Source organism: Clostridium neuense, assembly GCF_045310695.1.
GTDB classification, from domain to species: Bacteria; Bacillota; Clostridia; order Clostridiales; family Clostridiaceae; genus Clostridium_S; species Clostridium_S neuense.
Genome location: NZ_JBJIAA010000010.1, coordinates 145,698 through 162,766, shown reverse-complemented (window position 1 = coordinate 162,766; position 17,069 = coordinate 145,698). Strand labels below are relative to the sequence as shown.

18 protein-coding genes, 1 tRNA gene, 1 other RNA gene and 1 pseudogene are annotated in these 17,069 nt (G+C 31.6%); 7 read left to right on the top strand and 14 right to left on the bottom strand.

All coding sequences use genetic code 11. The annotated features are described in order from the left end of the window. The first annotated feature begins 89 nt into the window (after positions 1-89). A complete protein-coding gene (locus ACJDT4_RS13510; protein ID WP_406788095.1) occupies positions 90-1,274 on the top strand; it encodes a M20 family metallopeptidase in 1,185 nt (394 codons plus the stop codon). Between the two features lie 115 nt (positions 1,275-1,389). On the opposite strand, the gene ACJDT4_RS13505 is transcribed toward ACJDT4_RS13510, so the two are convergent. The 7 genes from ACJDT4_RS13505 to ACJDT4_RS13475 form a co-directional block, all read right to left on the bottom strand. Then, positions 1,390-1,644, bottom strand: coding sequence for a pro-sigmaK processing inhibitor BofA family protein (locus ACJDT4_RS13505; protein WP_406788094.1), 255 nt, complete (start codon positions 1,642-1,644; stop codon positions 1,390-1,392). Positions 1,645-1,975: 331 nt separating this feature from the next. Continuing rightward, positions 1,976-2,239 (bottom strand): DUF2508 family protein, encoded by a 264-nt coding sequence (locus ACJDT4_RS13500; protein ID WP_406788093.1) that lies wholly within the window; start codon positions 2,237-2,239, stop codon positions 1,976-1,978. 72 nt (positions 2,240-2,311) lie between these two features. Next, positions 2,312-2,908 carry a recombination mediator RecR gene (gene recR / locus ACJDT4_RS13495; RefSeq protein ID WP_406788092.1) on the bottom strand — a complete coding sequence of 199 codons (597 nt, stop codon included), beginning with the start codon at positions 2,906-2,908 and terminating at the stop codon, positions 2,312-2,314. 86 nt (positions 2,909-2,994) lie between these two features. Beyond that, a complete protein-coding gene (locus ACJDT4_RS13490; RefSeq protein ID WP_406788091.1) occupies positions 2,995-3,336 on the bottom strand; it encodes a YbaB/EbfC family nucleoid-associated protein in 342 nt (113 codons plus the stop codon). Between the two features lie 71 nt (positions 3,337-3,407). Beyond that, entirely contained in the window at positions 3,408-5,045 is a 1,638-nt protein-coding gene (gene dnaX, locus ACJDT4_RS13485; RefSeq protein WP_406788090.1) for a DNA polymerase III subunit gamma/tau, read from the bottom strand. A 271-nt stretch (positions 5,046-5,316) separates the two neighbouring features. Beyond that, an RNA gene (gene ffs, locus ACJDT4_RS13480) (signal recognition particle sRNA large type) lies at positions 5,317-5,583 on the bottom strand. Positions 5,584-5,594: 11 nt separating this feature from the next. Further along, positions 5,595-5,684, bottom strand: a tRNA-Ser gene (locus tag ACJDT4_RS13475). Between the two features lie 512 nt (positions 5,685-6,196). On the opposite strand from ACJDT4_RS13475, the gene ACJDT4_RS13470 reads away from it, so the two are divergent. Then, entirely contained in the window at positions 6,197-6,883 is a 687-nt protein-coding gene (locus tag ACJDT4_RS13470; RefSeq protein WP_406788089.1) for a TIGR00266 family protein, read from the top strand. A 173-nt stretch (positions 6,884-7,056) separates the two neighbouring features. On the opposite strand, the gene ACJDT4_RS13465 is transcribed toward ACJDT4_RS13470, so the two are convergent. The 3 genes from ACJDT4_RS13465 to ACJDT4_RS13455 all read right to left on the bottom strand — a co-directional run bounded on the left by ACJDT4_RS13465 (position 7,057) and on the right by ACJDT4_RS13455 (position 8,882). After that, complete coding sequence (locus tag ACJDT4_RS13465) at positions 7,057-7,434, bottom strand: CBS domain-containing protein (RefSeq protein WP_406788088.1); 378 nt, start codon at positions 7,432-7,434, stop codon at positions 7,057-7,059. 163 nt (positions 7,435-7,597) lie between these two features. Then, entirely contained in the window at positions 7,598-8,458 is an 861-nt protein-coding gene (locus ACJDT4_RS13460) for an EamA family transporter (RefSeq protein WP_406788087.1), read from the bottom strand. Between the two features lies 1 nt (position 8,459). Then, positions 8,460-8,882, bottom strand: coding sequence for a helix-turn-helix domain-containing protein (locus tag ACJDT4_RS13455; RefSeq protein WP_406788086.1), 423 nt, complete (start codon positions 8,880-8,882; stop codon positions 8,460-8,462). Between the two features lie 306 nt (positions 8,883-9,188). On the opposite strand from ACJDT4_RS13455, the gene ACJDT4_RS13450 reads away from it, so the two are divergent. Continuing rightward, the gene (locus ACJDT4_RS13450; RefSeq protein WP_406788085.1) at positions 9,189-9,530 is read left to right on the top strand and encodes a MarR family winged helix-turn-helix transcriptional regulator; all 342 of its coding nucleotides are present in this window, start codon (positions 9,189-9,191) and stop codon (positions 9,528-9,530) included. A 238-nt stretch (positions 9,531-9,768) separates the two neighbouring features. Beyond that, entirely contained in the window at positions 9,769-11,166 is a 1,398-nt protein-coding gene (locus tag ACJDT4_RS13445) for an MATE family efflux transporter (protein WP_406788084.1), read from the top strand. A 319-nt stretch (positions 11,167-11,485) separates the two neighbouring features. On the opposite strand, the gene ACJDT4_RS13440 is transcribed toward ACJDT4_RS13445, so the two are convergent. Then, positions 11,486-11,962, bottom strand: coding sequence for a DUF6790 family protein (locus tag ACJDT4_RS13440; RefSeq protein WP_406788083.1), 477 nt, complete (start codon positions 11,960-11,962; stop codon positions 11,486-11,488). A gap of 296 nt (positions 11,963-12,258) precedes the next feature. Continuing rightward, positions 12,259-12,879, bottom strand: a complete 621-nt coding sequence (locus tag ACJDT4_RS13435; protein ID WP_406788082.1) for a TetR/AcrR family transcriptional regulator — start codon at positions 12,877-12,879, stop codon at positions 12,259-12,261. 211 nt (positions 12,880-13,090) lie between these two features. Here ACJDT4_RS13435 and ACJDT4_RS13430 point away from each other — a divergent pair, with 211 nt between their 5' ends. The 3 genes and pseudogenes from ACJDT4_RS13430 to ACJDT4_RS13420 all read left to right on the top strand — a co-directional run bounded on the left by ACJDT4_RS13430 (position 13,091) and on the right by ACJDT4_RS13420 (position 15,578). Continuing rightward, positions 13,091-14,458 carry an MATE family efflux transporter gene (locus ACJDT4_RS13430; protein WP_406788081.1) on the top strand — a complete coding sequence of 456 codons (1,368 nt, stop codon included), beginning with the start codon at positions 13,091-13,093 and terminating at the stop codon, positions 14,456-14,458. Between the two features lie 264 nt (positions 14,459-14,722). Then, positions 14,723-15,183, top strand: a pseudogene (locus tag ACJDT4_RS13425) (MFS transporter). A 26-nt stretch (positions 15,184-15,209) separates the two neighbouring features. Then, complete coding sequence (locus ACJDT4_RS13420; RefSeq protein WP_406788080.1) at positions 15,210-15,578, top strand: hypothetical protein; 369 nt, start codon at positions 15,210-15,212, stop codon at positions 15,576-15,578. Positions 15,579-15,834: 256 nt separating this feature from the next. On the opposite strand, the gene ACJDT4_RS13415 is transcribed toward ACJDT4_RS13420, so the two are convergent. Next, the gene (locus tag ACJDT4_RS13415; RefSeq protein ID WP_406788079.1) at positions 15,835-16,401 is read right to left on the bottom strand and encodes a chromate transporter; all 567 of its coding nucleotides are present in this window, start codon (positions 16,399-16,401) and stop codon (positions 15,835-15,837) included. Next, positions 16,398-16,970 (bottom strand): chromate transporter, encoded by a 573-nt coding sequence (locus ACJDT4_RS13410; RefSeq protein ID WP_406788078.1) that lies wholly within the window; start codon positions 16,968-16,970, stop codon positions 16,398-16,400. Before ACJDT4_RS13410 ends, ACJDT4_RS13415 begins: the two co-directional genes overlap by 4 nt. Positions 16,971-17,069: the final 99 nt, after the last annotated feature.

Sequence of the window (17,069 nt, the reverse complement as noted above, 5' to 3'; positions counted from 1 at the left end):
TTAATGTCATTTTAATATTGCACTTATGTGAAAACTTATATAAAATTAGTACATGCTATAAAATAATATCAAAAGGAGTGGCAACGAATATGAATTTAGAAGAAAAAATAAGTAAAATATCACTACAATTAAAAAATGAAATAATCAATATAAGTGACTATATATTTAGCAATCCAGAATTGGGAGACAAGGAATTTTTATCTTCAAAGTACTTAGTAAATTTGCTTGAAGCAAATGGATTTAGAATACAATATCCTTACTTAGAAATTGAAACTGCCTTTAGAGCTGAATTTGGAGATAATGATGGACCAAAAATAGCTTTTCTTCCCGAATATGACGCTCTTCCAGGGTACGGTACCAATAAAGAGAATGCTCACGCATGTGGTCACAACTGGATTGCAGCAATTACAGTTGGAGCTGCCTTAGTTTTATCAAGATTAAAAGACAACTTTAAGGGTAAAATTGTAGTTATAGGAACACCCGCAGAGGAAACTGTTGGGAGAAAAGCTGATATGGTAAATAGAGGAGCCTTTCAAGATATTGATGCTGTTTTCCAAATGCATCTTAGTTCAGCCTCTTCATTAAATTCATGTTCCCTCGCAATGGATGCCTTTGAATTCAAGTTTAAGGGCAAAGCAAGTCATGCAGCTGCCGCACCTGATGAAGGTATAAATGCACTTGATGCTGTTAATTTAACCTTTGCAGGAATAAGTGCCCTACGCCAACAGTTAAAATCAGACGTGAGAATACACGGAATAATAACACAAGGTGGATATGCTCCAAATATAATACCAGATGAATGTGCCTGTAGATTTGAAGTAAGATCAGAAAAAAGAAGTTATCTTAACAAAGTCTCTGAGAGAGTAAAAAATTGTGCTAAAGGTGCAGCTCTTATGACAGGTGCAAAATTAGAAATTAGCAACTTTGAGAACTCTTTTGATGATTTAAGGGTAAATAAAGCTCTTATGGAAATATCCAAGAAAAACCTTGAGATATGTGGAATTAAAGATTTTGCAGAAATAAAAAATTCTTCTGGCTCTACTGACCTCGGAAATGTAAGTCATGTGTGTCCAACTATGTACGGAAACATAGGTGTTGGAGATGGCAAAACAAGCCCTCATGAAGAAAATTTTCTCGATTACGTAAACAGCGCTGAAGCTAAAGAAAAGGCAATTATGGTTGTGCAAGCTTTGTGCTGCTCTGCGATAGAACTTTATGAAAATCCTAAAATTCTAGAAGAAGCAAAAAAAGAATTAGCCGTATCCAGAATATAACTTGCAAAAAATAATCTCATTAATATAAAAATATACTACTTAACTAAAAAAAGTGGCAATATAAAATAAACCTTCATTTGCCACTTTTCATTAACGACTAAAATTTGTATTACTTTTAAAAGAATAGTTTAAAAATAATTAAAAATATCACTCCAGGGACGCCAAGCACCCCAGCTATAAGTGCAGTAACTATATTTATACCAATTTGCAAGCCAAAATAGCTTCCAAATATATTTACAATAAACAACAAAATGGCACCTAAAATACCGTTGATAATTAATTTTATCAACATTTTAAGTGGCCAGGCTAAAAGCTTAACCACAATTAAAATAACTATAATTGCAATAACAAAATAACCTATATATTCCACTCCTCATCCCCCCAATCATTTTAGATGAACAAGCTCGAAAATTAAAATTGTTAATATCACATTCCTCATGCTAAACTGGAAATTAAAACAACTCACAGTTCCCAATTAAGGATGATTTTCTCCGCTATCCCTGTTAAAAACCTAAAACTTAACAGCTGCACATGTTATAAAATATAGCATTCAGCATAGCTGATACTATTAAGTTGTAAGATTTGTCTAAGGAAAGCGAAAGGTAAATCATCCTTAATTGTGCATTGAGTTAACTTCCAGTTTGCCAGAATGAATTTGATATTAGCAATTCTTCCATGTTTTCTATCTACTTCGTAAGCGTTTAATTAGAGTTTGCTTCTTTTAAACATTCATCGTAGCCACTCATCTTAATATCCATTTTTTTTGCTTGCATAAGTAAATACATATATCTAGATTTAGCCGCAGCTTCTTTATATATAGCATAGTCTATAAGCTTTGGATCACTTACCACATCAAAATATTCTGAGCATTGTTTCCATTCATGCCTGGCCTCTTCTATAGCTAAAAGTAATTTTTTCTGCTCTATACTTAAACTGCTTTTCTTACCAGGTACTTTTTTATTCATATAAAAAACCTCCCAATTTATATCCTATTAAAATTATAGACATAAATTGGGAATAGTATTCCTATAGTTTATCTAAATTTCTCTTCTTCCTTCAAGAGCCTTAGATAAAGTTATTTCATCAGCATACTCTAAATCACCGCCAACTGGTATGCCGTGAGCAATTCTAGTAACTTTAACTCCAAGTGGCTTCAAAATTTTTGATATGTACATGGCAGTAGCCTCACCATCTACATTAGGATTTGTTGCTACTATCACTTCTTTTATGCTTCCATTCATTCTGCTTATAAGCTCTCTTAACCTTATAGAATCAGGACCCTTTCCAGACATTGGAGATATAGCACCATGAAGAACATGGTAAACTCCGTTGTACTCCCTTACCTTTTCCATTGCAATTACATCCCTAGGCTCTTCTACAACGCACACTGTACTCTTATCCCTATTAGGATTCGAGCAAATGGCACAGGGATCCGTATCCGTATAATTGCCACACACAGAACAGTACTTAATGGTTCCTCTTGCTTTTACAAGAGCATTGGCAAATTCATCTACTTCGTCTCTAGGCAAGTTCAAAACATAGAGAGTAAGCCTCTGAGCAGTCTTATATCCTATTCCGGGAAGCTTTGCAAATTCTTCTATTAATTTTTCGATCGCTACAGGATAAAGTTCCATAATGCCACTTCCCTTTCAAATTAAAGATTTATCCGACGCAAGGAGGATAAATCCACCCTAACTATCAATTACCCTCTGACAACTGCTTAAAACATTCCTGGTAAATTCATTCCACCTGTTAATTTTTTCATTTCTCCTGAAGTTTCTTCTTCTGCTTTATTAAGAGCTTCGTTGCATGCACTTAATATTAAATCTTGAAGCATTTCTACATCATCAGGATCAACAACCTCTGGTTTTATTTTTATATCTGTAATAACTTTCTTTCCGTTAACAGTTGCACTTACAGCGCCGCCTCCAACTGTAGCTGTAAATTCTTTATTTTCAAGATCTTTTTGCATATCTTCCATTTGCTTTTGAAACTTTTGTGCCTGCTTTATAAGATTATTCATGTTTCCTCCGCCCATTCCTGGGAATCCACCTTTTGCCATAATTAAAAAAACCTCCTATATTAACCTCAATTATTTTTGTATCAATATTTTATATTTTAACATTTACAAGTTCATTCATCAATAATATCAACATTATCTTCACCAAAAGTTTTCTTTATTATGTCTTCTGCATCTTCAGAACTCAAACTTTTATTGTTTCCATCGCTTTGAACGGAATATACAACTTTAACCTTTCCGTGCAGTAAACTAGAAAAAACCTCTTCTACCTTTTTATTATTTTGAACCTTTTCAAGATGCTGCTTGCTAAAATTATACTGCTTATCAAACATCACTTCTATGATACCATTGTTACATGAAGCCGGATTGCCATTACTTAAATGCGCACCCATAACCATATTTCTATTTGCCCTAAACATTTCTATTGCATCTCTCCAGATTTTTTTAACATCATCTAAGGTAACATCTGTGTTTACTGGAAGATCTTCATCACCATCATTAGCTTCAATAGGGGCCTGTATCTCACTACTAATTTTATTTTGAGCTTTGGCTACTGGTTGCTTTTCATGACTTGTGTTGTTACTATTTATTACAATATTTCCACTCTTTATTATTCTTTCAAGTTTATTTAATCTTGCCAATATGATTTCATTAGATGTATCATATTCAATTTTACACATTTTTATTATAGCAAGTTCAAGATATATCCTGCTGTTGCTGCTTTTTCTTGCCTGCTCGTCTGCTTCCTGAAGTATACCTATGTATCGCATAGTTTCCTCTATTCTTATTTTCTTAGACTGCGCCTTAACTATTTCTAAGTTTTCAGAAGACATATCTAAAACCTCTTCTGGATTTTTGCTTACCTTAATCATCATTAAGTTTCTTACATGAGCTATTAAATCCTTTATAAAAATTCCTATTTCTTTGCCCGAAAAAACAATTTCATCTATAGTTCGTATACACGCCTCAACATTCTTATCTATAACACAATCCATAAGCTTAAATATATATTCATTAGTAACAAGTCCAAGCATATCCAGTACTTTTTCATACTCAACCTTTCCATTTCCTACTGAAATTGCTTGGTCAAGAATGCTTACTGCGTCACGAGCTGCTCCGTCAGACATCCTCGCTATAAGATTAAGACTCTTATCATCTGAAAATACTCCTTGAGCTGTAACTATTTCTCTAAGTCTACTAACCATTGCTTCTTTTCTTATTCTTTTAAAATCAAATCTTTGACATCTCGATAGAATAGTTATAGGAAGCTTATGTGGGTCTGTAGTTGCAAGTATGAATACAACATTTTTAGGTGGCTCTTCAAGAGTTTTTAAAAAAGCATTAACTGCACCCTGTGAAAGCATGTGAACTTCATCTATTATATAAACTTTATATTTAGCTTCGTGGGGTGGATATTGAACATCATCTATTATATTTCTTATATCATCTACACTGTTATTTGATGCCGCATCGAGTTCTGTAACATCTATAGCTATACCATCATTTATTTTTTTACACATCTCGCACTCATTACATGGTTCCCCATCTTTAGGATTAAGACAATTTACTGCTTTTGATAAAATTTTTGCTGTAGTAGTCTTTCCCGTTCCTCTAGTTCCACAAAGTAAATACGCATGTGCTATTCTACCATTCTTAACCTGATTTCTTAATGTAACAGTAACATGTTCCTGACCTACAACTTCCTTAAAACTTTTTGGTCTCCATTCCCTGTATAAAGCAGTATATGCCACATTTCCACCCTCTATCTGTATTATATAATTTAACTGCATAAAGTTTTAAAATGCACTTATCAAAATTTTTCAAGTTGTTTATCTATAGTGAAAATACTGCGAAACTTAAACTATTTATGTTCCAAAATACCAATTTTCAAGGGATTATAGTGCATAAGTAGTTTGTAGCGGAGCTAGTTTCACTATACATTTCTTAAGTTTATAATACTACAAAAAAAGATGCCTAGTAAAGCATCTTATGTTATATACAATAAAATTCAATTATTAAATGCTGTGCACCTCGAACTCGACATTGACTTATGAGCGTTACCTTTAAAGTTGGCTCAAATCAGGTTAATCCACGGCACACGGAAAGTTTCACTTACCGCTGCTTCCTTCCGGATCTGACGGGGTTCATGATTTTCCGTTGCGTGGGACCCGATTATCAACACCAACATTTAAAGGGCAGACCCCACAAATCAAAGCCTTATTCAAGGAATTAGACCCTGCTATAGCGGATTGCAGGTACAAGGCACCGCTAACTCCCCGTTTAGCACAGCAAAGATTAAATGGCGGAGAAAGAGGGATTCGAACCCTCGGTAGAGTTTCCCCTACACACGCGTTCCAGGCGTGCTCCTTAAACCACTCGGACATCTCTCCATATATGATTTAATTTCTACATATTATATTTTTGCAGAACAATGATATTATACTATTAAAAGAATATAATTTCAACTACAATAACAACTTTTTATATGGAAGGTATACCATATCTATGAAAAGGAAACATGTAAAATTTATTTATTCCTAAAATAAAAATAGGCTCCTACGCTCAGAGCCCATTAGCAAAAACAGTTAAGGTATAGTTTAATAGAATTCATTTTACGCTTTTAACCACAAATGTAATATCTTTATAAACTCTCATAATAACCCATAAATTCTCATAATTTTTAATAGTTTTAATTTCTCTCATAAACTTTAAACACCATAAATTCTCAATTTTAAATGAATTATCTAATTTCAACTATGCCCTTTATTATATAGTATCATCTTTTTATAATATTTTCAAGTATCTTGTTTAATATAGTTTAAACTATAATTAAATATTATTAGATAAAAATAAATTTATTTTTCATCTATTATGTATATAATATAAATGAGGAGGGATTTTAATGAAATATGAAATTAAAGGAGACAGTTTACCTGTTGTAATATGTAAACTTAATCCTGGTGAAACTCTTATATCTGAATCTGGTGCTATGGGATGGATGAGCGATAATATAAAAATGGATACGAATATGAAAGGTGGCTTTTTAGGAGGCTTCTCAAGAACAATTTCCGGTGAATCAATATTTCTTAATACATTTACCTGCCAAAAAGATATGGGTATGGTGGCTTTCCCTTCATCATTTCCTGGCAAAATAATCGAAAGAAACTTAATGTCAGGTGAAAGTATAATATGTCAGAAAAAAAGTTTTCTTGCTGCCGAGGCTTCAGTCAAATTAAGCATATTTTTAAAGAAAAAATTATCTACAGGGCTATTTGGAGGAGAAGGATTTATACTTGAAAAGATAACTGGCCCCGGAATAGTATTTCTAGAATTCGATGGTCATGTAGAAGAATACTCCCTTTTAAACAATGAGACTCTCAAAGTTGATACTGGCCACGTTGCAATGTTTGATTCTTCAGTAACCTTTGATATTTCCATGGTTAAAGGTATCAAGAATATGCTTTTTGGTGGAGAAGGATTATTTTTATCATCTTTAAGAGGCCCTGGAAAAGTATATCTTCAAACAATGCCTATCGAAAATCTCGCTGCTAAAATCGGACAATTTTATAATTTTAGAGATAATAAATAAAAGTTAGTGACAAATTAAGCTTAGTTTTATTTGTTTTGCTGCTAAAAACCTTTTAACCTAATTTTTTAGTTCTCCCACTGAAAATTTATTATAAGTTATAGGCTACTAGCATAAAATAATATTAACAATGCAAAAGACATATTAAATTTAATACTTCTTCAGCATTTTTTATATTATTTCTGACTAATACAATAATCTAACAAGTTTTCAACATTAATTATGCCTATAACTTTATTGTTTTCCAGCACAGGCATAGAAACTATGTCATTTTCTCTTAATCTTTTAGCTACAGTTAAAATTTCTTCGTCTGCTTGTGCACTTATTACTGACTTTGCCATAACCCATTCAACAGGACAACTATCATAATGCCCCGGTGTTACCATAAACCTATATATATCTGCCTTAACAACCATTCCCACTAGATTATCTGTTTCATCTATTACTGGCATTCCATTGATATGAAATCTATTCATTAATTCTAATGCATAGTTTATGGTATCGTTTTCTTTTATGACATGCCTCTCTTTTTCCATAATACTTCCTATGTTCACAATATCGCCCCCGTATATAAAATTATTTCATAGCTTGATTATTAATATTTTACCATAAAAATATGTCTATATAAAAGCATCTTTATACAAAATTTGCGATTACAAGATAACCTTTCAACTATATACATCATACTTATCCTTTTTATTTGTATATATCACATAATTAAAATAATAACAGCACAGTTCCCAATATAATCATCAATAGTCCACAAAATGCCTTCTTAGAAAGCCTTTCTTTAAGGAAAATACGTGAAAATATAATTGAAACGACAATACTTAGTTTATCAATAGGCACTACTATACTAGCCTTACCAATTTGAAGTGCATGATAATAACAAAGCCAGGAGAGACCAGTTGCAAGACCGGAAAGCGCTATAAATACCATGCTTTTCCTATCGATATGCTTTATCATGACATGTTTTTTCTGAATAAAAACAATTATCCATGCCATGATAAGCACTACAATAGTACGAATTGCTGTGCCTAAGTTTGATTCTACACCTTGTATTCCTATCTTGCCAAGTATGGAAGTTAGTGCAGCAAATACAGCAGAAAGAATTGCATAAAAAAGCCATAGCTTACTTTTAACATCATGTGATTCCGACATCTTTTTTTGTATCATAAGATAAGTCCCTATAGCAAAAACAATAACACCCAGAGCCATAAATAAAGTAGGAGTTTCCCCTAAAAACAAAAAAGCCAAAATAATAGTTAAAACTGCACTGCTTTTATCAATAGGAGTAATTTTATTCACATCGCCAAGTTGTAAAGCTTTGAAATAACATAGCCAAGATGCACCAGTAGCACACCCAGATAAAATTAAGAATATAAGTGTATACATTGAAATAGAATTAATTTTGTTCTCTGAACCCACAATAAAAACCATTAACCATGAAAATATAATCACAATAATTGTACGAAGTGCTGTAGCTAAGTTAGAATCCGTATCTTTTATTCCAATCTTAGCTAAGATAGCTGTCATGCCTGCAAATAACGCTGAACCTAAAGCATATAAAATCCACATTTTATCTCTCCCTTAAACCCCAAAAAATCTTAAACTCCAATTTTTCAACTTCTCGCTGCTGCTTGTAGCTAATACGAAGCGATGCATTTTGTGGAATAGTAATGTCTTTCTCAATATCATTTAGTACAATCTTAATATTATTATCATGCTTCTTTATAGCAGCTATAGCCTCTTCAATTTTGTTAAATAAAACTGAAGACTCTCCAACAATATCTTTAGAAACCATATATAATTCATTTTGATTTATGTAATTAGTTGAATCTCCAGCTGCAATCCATTTAATTAGAGCCTCCTTACTAAATCTCCATTCACGTCCAATTTTTCTAGCCGGAACATGTTCTTCCCTAAGCAATTTAATAAGGGTTTTCTCACTTACTCCTAAAAATTCAATTGCCTGTTCAAGATTTAAAATATCATCATTCATAAAATAATACCCCTTCCAATTTTAAGAATATTATACTTCAAAACATTATTTAATACAACTTTAAATGTATTAAGTTATAATTTAGCGGTATATAGCATACTTCTTACATTACATATGCTTATTACAAGTTAAAGTATTGACAATAGTGTTTAGTACCTATATACTTTTCTTATGATGAATATTAATAAAGAACGCAAAAAGAAAATAAGTTATACTCTGTTAAGGGTAATTAGCAAATTTGATGAGATTGACAAAAAGTCTCGTTACTATGGAACAGATACACCTTTATTTAGTGCTGAAATTCATATGCTAACAATAATAAAAGAAAATGAGGGTATCCACGTAACGGGAATAGCTGATAAATTAGGCGTAACGAAAGGAGCTGTATCCCAAATAGTAAATAAGCTTAATAAAAAGGGCTTAATAAAAAAAGAGACTGATTTACATAATCAATCTAAATTAACGCTTAGTTTAACTCCAAAGGGTGAAATTGCACAGCTTAATCATGAAGAATTTCACAACAAATTTGATGTACTAATTAAAAATATTTTAAAAGATGCTTCTGAAGAAAATATAAAATTTTTAAAGGATTTTCTAAATTCTTTTGAAGCTCAGCTAGAAAATTTCGAATCAGATTTTGATAAATAATTTTTTTATTGCAAGTGTATATATGCTAAACTCATGCTTTATATAATTTCAAATAATGCTTTTATAGATAAACCTCTTCAACTATTGAAATTTATGTGCACCATAATGCCCATAAAACGGCATTTTAGTACAAATAAATTTCAAGGTTCAAGGTGTTTTATCTTTAATATAATTTTTTACGCAAAGAGTATAGCATCTAAACTCATTATGTATTTAAACTATAGGAGGTTATAAAACAATGGATTCAAAGGAGAAAAAAATCAAATTAATCAGTGAAGGGAATATTACTAAATCATTATTTTCACTGGGCATTCCTGTTATTCTTGGTATGTTTATCACTTCACTTTATAACGTTGTAGATGCAATTTTTGTTGGTGGACTAGGTACCCGTCAAATGGGAGCTGTATCAATCTCATACCCAATTTTACAGCTAATCATAGGATTAGGTCTTACCTTTGGAAGTGGTTCTGCATCTTATATATCAAGACTTTTAGGTCAAAAAAAGAACAAAGAAGCAGACGAGACAGCTTCAACAGCATTAGTTTCTAGTATAGTCGTTGGAATCATAATTATAGCTGTAATTATGTGTTTTCTAGATAAAATTCTCTCTCTGCTTGGCGCAACTCCAACAATCTTACCTTATGCACATCAATTTGCTATGATTTATATTCCTGGTGCCATACTTAATATTATCAACGTTACTATGAACAATATTTCAGCCTCTGAAGGTGCTACAAAAATTAGTATGACCTCAATGCTTATGGGTGCAATAATCAATACTATTTTAGAACCAATATTTATATATTCATTGAATCTAGGAATTCAAGGTGCTGCTATTGCAACTATAATTGCCCAAGGTATCACTACACTTCTTTATGTGTGGTACATATCTTCTGAAAGAAGCAACTTGCATATTTCCATAAAAAATTTTTGCCCTAATAAAGTAATTTATAGTCAAATATTCAAAATTGGCATACCAACCTTATTATTTCAATTATTATCAACCGCTTCAATGGCTTTAACAAATAGTGCTGCAAGCCATTATGGGGATTCTGCTGTTGCTGCAATGGGAGTTATGACAAGAGTTATGGCACTTGGAGCATACGTCATCTTCGGATACGCAAAAGGCTTTCAACCTATTGCAGGTTTTAGTTACGGCTCTAAAAATTATAAAAGATTAAAGTCTGCAATTTCAGCATCTCTAAAATGGTCAACTATTTTCTGTATAATACTTGAAGCTATCTTCCTTATACTTACAAAACAAATTGTAGGCTTATTCAGCAAAGATGCCTCTGTTATTTCAATAGGAGTAGATGCTATACGCGCAAACAGCTTAACCTATATAACTCTTGGAATTCAATATATATATGCAACATTATTTTTATCTTTAGGAAAAGCATCAAGGGGATTACTTGCCAATATTTCTAGACAAGGTATCTTCTTCATACCACTTATGCTTACTTTACCAAAAGCATTTGGACTAAATGGAATTATTTTTGTACAACCTATAGCAGATGTAATAACTACAATTTTTACAATTCTTCTAGTATTAAAACTTCAAAAACAAATAGATAATGCTGCTAAAAAGCAAGAACTGATTGAGGAATCTGTTTCGAGCAACAATTATTCTGTGTGAGCTATTCTTTTATTCTGAATATACTCCTATATAGTATATCCGAAGGCTTTTTTAAAAGTATAGCGAAGCTTAGATTTACTAATTCAAGCTATTTTAACAAGCTACTCTGCATGAACATCAAAAGCAAAATAATTACCTATGTAAAATTTTACAGCATATAAATTTTGAATATCTTGTTATGCTAGTTTATGCAATTTTATTTTTGGCAATTGATAAAGGGACTATTATGTCTCATGGATTAAATATAAGGAATGTGAACTGATTTAGTTCACATTCCTTATAAATTATTAACAAGCATATTTACCGCGATGCCCAAGTTTTATATTAAAGCAATTACTAGCGGGATACCAATCTCCAAAACAATTGATAAATTTGTAATAGTAACAAATGCCTCCTTAGAATTTTTATTTTTTCTAGCTAAATGCTGCAAAAGTGCCAACAGAAAATACACTCCACCAAGTATTGCTGCTGCATATCTAAAGGTTGGAACAAATAAAGAAACTATACCCATAAATCCAGAACAAATATTTGCAAATCCAAGTTCACGTACTATAGGAAATGCTTTTTCATCTGTTACAGTAAATATACTTTTTGCTGTAAATGCTGGATTTAATACTTGCTTCATTCCAGCAGTAAAAAGTCTTAATCCAACACCATAAAAAACACACCACTTCAATATTACTTGAGAAAGCCTTGTCTCCTTGAAAACAAACATATCTACAATAATACTAATTAAAGGTAAAAAATAAAAAAATGATACAATAGACACTTCAAATACTCCAATTTTTCTTTTCATCAAAAACATCCCTTTATGTTTAGTTACTAATCACAAGGGATAAAAAAATTTATTTTAAATAACCTTCAAAATCAGTCAAAATACTTACCACTACTTTGCGTGTTTCTTTAGGATACTTATCAAGAATCATCTCAACATTCCGTTTCTCTTGATGTCAAACTATCATATGTAATATAATTTATTTTAATTTCAGTACCCTCTAGCCACTCTTCTAATTGTCCTAAAAATGCACCATTGGCTTCACAAAATAGATTAATGTCAATATTTTATTCAGTACTTCTCGCTTATAAGTAATTTTAATCATTAAGATTTTCTGCAAATAAATACTTCAATATGGCATTTATTCCTTCGTTTAAAATTCTTTCTTTATCAACTGAAGTTTCATGAAAGGAAATCCTATGTGTTATAGAATCAATAATACCTGTTACCACTATAACTGCAGCTTCATAGTCCTTTACTTTAATTAAATCTTTATAATGCTTTACATATTCCAATGAAATCATATTCAATTTTTCATCTAACTTATCCGATAGTTTAGCAATTTCAGTATCATAATAGCATAAAACTGTCAGTTCTCTAAAGAAACCCTTATATTTTTCATGATTTTTTATAACAATATTAATAATTTCTCTAATACCATCTTCAAGATTTAAATTCGACTTCGGTAAATTTTTTGATAAAATTTCAAAATTATCCCCGTAAAAGTTTTGAATAAGTTCTATAAAAATAGTACGTTTATCCTTAAAATAGGAATACAAACATCCCACAGATACACCCGCCTCAGAAGCAATTTCTGGAGTACTTGTATTGTAATATCCTTTCTCACAAAAAAGTTTATATGCAGCTGAAGTAATTTTTTCTTTTTTTTCAATACTACGCTTTTGCTGCGGAATACGCACTGATTTATCATTTCCCATAAAAATGCACCCTTTCTCTATAACTATTGTAAAAAAAAATAAATTAAAAGTCAATAAATACGAATAATTATTTTTGTTCTTGTATTGACAGGTAAAAAACGGTAGAGTAAAATGATTAACATGAATAAGAATAAAAGTTCTTGTTTACGCAAATCAACGCTTGCGATATTCCGCAAGCGACTATTACATAAAAATTTTTAGGAGGATTATTATGGAAAAAAGCAATAAACAATTATCTCTATTTTCTGATGAAAACATTAAAATGGCTCTTGTTAAATTAGGACTACCAACGATGGTAGGACTTATAGTATCAGCATTATATAGTGTAGTGGATATGCATTTTGTTGGTGGACTTGGCCCTTCACAAGTTGCAGCTGTATCAATAGTATTTCCATTAAGTTTAATTATTATGGGTGTTGGGCTTCTTTTTGGTGCTGGAGGAAGTACTTGTGTAGCAAAGTTTCTTGGAGAAAAGAACTATAAAAAAGCAAATGAATATGCATCTACATCAGTCTATACAAGTTTTATTGTATCAATTATTTTATCAGTACTAATGATTATATTTTTTACACCCATTGTGAAAGCACTAGGTATTTCTAAGACATCAATGCTCTACGCACAACAATACGGCATATTATTTATAATTAGCTTAGCTATAAATGGTTTTAATATAGCTTTTGATACTGTTATGGCTGGAGAAGGTGCTAATATGTATGCTATGCTTGCTATGCTTTTAGGTGCTGTAATAAATATTATTTTAGAGCCTATATTTATTTATGTACTAGGTCTAGGAGTTAAAGGATCAGCTATAGCAACTATAATAGCAAATTTATTTGTATCCGCATTATATATTTTTTATATACTAAACCAAAAAGGTGTTTTAAGATATTCATTTAACAATTTTAAGCCATCTAAATTGCTATATAACAGCATATGTAAAATTGGGATGCCAATGCTTATATTTGAAATTTTCCAAAACATTGCAGTTATACTTACAAATTCTCTATCATCTCCTTATGGAGATTCATCACTATCAGGTATTAGTGCTGTAACTAGGGTAACAACTATAGTTGTTATGGCCATTTCTGGATTTACAAAAGGATATCAGCCTTTTGTAGGATATAATTATGGTGCTGGAAGAATGGACAGAGTAAAAAAATCCACAAATATATGTTTAAAAATAACAACTGGCTTCTGTATTATTATGTCTGCAATATTTATTATTTTTTCATCTCAGATTGCTAGTTTGTTTGGTAAAGATAAAGTTCTTATAAATGTAGCATCTAAAGCACTTATAATGAATTCTGTCATGATTATATTTTATGGATTCATGTTTGTCTATGCATGCAAATTTTTAGCAACTGGCAACACTACAGCAGGAGGAATTGTAACTTTCGCAAGACAATCAATCTTCTTTATACCACTAATACTCATTTTGCCACATTTCCTTAAATTAGATGGCATAATAATATCTCAACCATTAGCAGATTTATTATCAGTAATTCTTGTATTTATACTTAAAATTAAAGATGATAAACGTTATAAAGAAACTAAAAATATAGAGATTATAAAACAATAATTAGAAATATGTTAGAGTTTCCCCATTTTTAAAAAAAGATTAATTAACACCTGTGTAACAAAAATTCAAAGGCAACAGCTTATCCACAAATTTATGAACCTGCAAAAAAATATCAAGGAAAGTTTTCAACTATAATAACAAATAAAGCTGGGAAAACCAAAAAATTCAGTTTTGTACAAATAAGTTTGCCATACATACCAGATAAAAAGCTTATGCTTGTTGTAATAAGAGGTTTTAGAAAAGTACCTATAATGCTTATTAGTAATGTTAAACCAAATGATAGGAATAGTTGATAGTACAATCGTCAATATTGCACTTCCTGATATTACAACTTATTTTCATAAAACTTTAAGTGACACAAGCTGGATAAGTACAATTTATATGTTAAGTCTTTCTGTATTCATGATTACTGCATCAAAACTTGCAGATCAATTTGGCAGAAAAAAACAATGCTTCTTGGCCTTACGTTATTTGGTGCAAGCTCAGCTTTATGTGGATTTTCACATTCTTTAATTTTCTTAATTTCAATGCGTTTTATTCAAGGAATTGGAGGTGCAATTATTACTCCTGTTGTTGTCCCAATGGGAATTGAAATCTTTGGAAAGGAAAAATTGCATCTAGTTGCAGCCGCTATAGGCTCTGCTATTTCATTTATACTTTTTATTGCTGCTGAAACAAAGATAAAATCACCACTAATAGAAATTGGACTCTATTTAAAGAAATAACCTTCACCTCTTCTTGTCTATGCTATATGATTGCTGGAATTACAAATGGACTATCTAAACTAAAAAATGGTTCGAGCAGACTTTCAAATGGTTCGCAAGACTTACAAACTGGTATTTCTTCAGCAAAAGATGGAACTAATAAGCTTCTATCAGGTTCTAACAAATTAGTAGATGCGGACTTAAAAATGCAAAATGGTGCTGGTAAAATTAAGCTTGGTATAGGATTAGCAGCACAAAAAAATGAAATTGAAAACACAATTAGTAAGATTAATTCTAAGAAGAACGATAAATTTGCAGAAGCATTTGATAAAGTATTCTTATTATCTACAATCATACTTATTGCCTCTTCTTTTGTTGGATTATTTACCGATAAAAAAATAGCTAAGCAACATTGATTTGGGACATTAAATAAAGCTAATAAATCTAAGATGATAAATCCTAAAACCCTAAGAACTTTCAATAACTCGCCTCTGGCTCAAACAAATTGAAAGTTCTAAGACTTTTACAATTTATCACCTAAGATTTATAAAGCTTTATTTAAACTGTCCCTTCATCAATGTTGCTTAGCTCCCACGGTAGTGCAAGGAAAAAATTCCTCCGTACCTATGGAATTTTGGTATGAATCTTTATAATACATATCATTTAAACAATTTACATCAAAAGATAAACTACTGCTCCAACAGCTCCGGAGCCAATCATAATGTAAATGGGGTTGGCTTTCCATTTACGTAAAATAAACAATGAAATTATAAACATGACTACAGCTTTCCAATCTATATTAGAGAGCACACTCATAGTAAATACTTGTACATTAAAAAGTGATAAAAATAGTATGGACATTCCCGCTGAAGCAATCAATGAAACAATGGCTGGACGCAGCCCTTCAAAAATCCCCTTTACAAGTGTCATGTCCCGATATTTATAATAATAATGGCCGACAATGAGTGCCAGTACTGCCGTCGGAAATGCACAACCAAAGGTTGCCACAACAGCACCCATTATTCCTGCCATCTTCATTCCAACAAAGGTAGAAGCATTTAAAGCAATTGGACCTGGGGTCATTTGAGAAATCGTCACTACATCAGTAAACTCCTTCAAGGTTAACCAATGATTTTGAGTAACAACCTGCTGCTGAATTACCGGAAGTATACCGTAACCACCACCAAAACTAAAAAGTCCAACCTGTAAAAAACTCCAGAGCAATTTTAAGTAAATCATGCTTTAGGCACCTTCCTTCGGTTTTGAATAATTGTTAAAATACCGCCAAATGCACCGCAAATTAGTATTACCCAAATTACATTTACATTTAGAAAATAAATTGCACAGAAAGAAGCAAGCATTATAAAAATTGAAAGGGTGTTTTTTGACTTGCAAATCTTAATTGCACCAGAAATAACTACGTCAGCAATAATTGCTGCAATTCCTGCCTGCATCCCCTTTAAAACAGCATTTACCACTGGATTAGTTTTGAACGCTTGATAAAAGAGTGAAATAACAGATAAAATAACAAGTGGTGGTAAAATCGTTGAAAGCAGTGCCACACATGCGCCAGTAATACCAGTCAAGCGATAACCAACTAAAGCTGAAGCATCAACAACCATTGGTCCAGGCAAAGATTGTGAAATAGCAACTATATCAAGCATTTCATCTTCATCAATCCAATGAAGTGTATCTACAAACTTTTGCTTCATAAGCGGCACAATCACATATCCGCCTCCAAAGGTGAAGGCACTAACTGAAAATGTAGACATAAATAGTGTTTTATAAAACTTTAAATCCTTTTTCATACTCTCTCCTTAGTACTTATTATGTAAGTATTACAAAAAAACAAAGCCATTAATACTACATAATGACTTTGATCCAATTGATGGCGGAGAAGGTGGGAT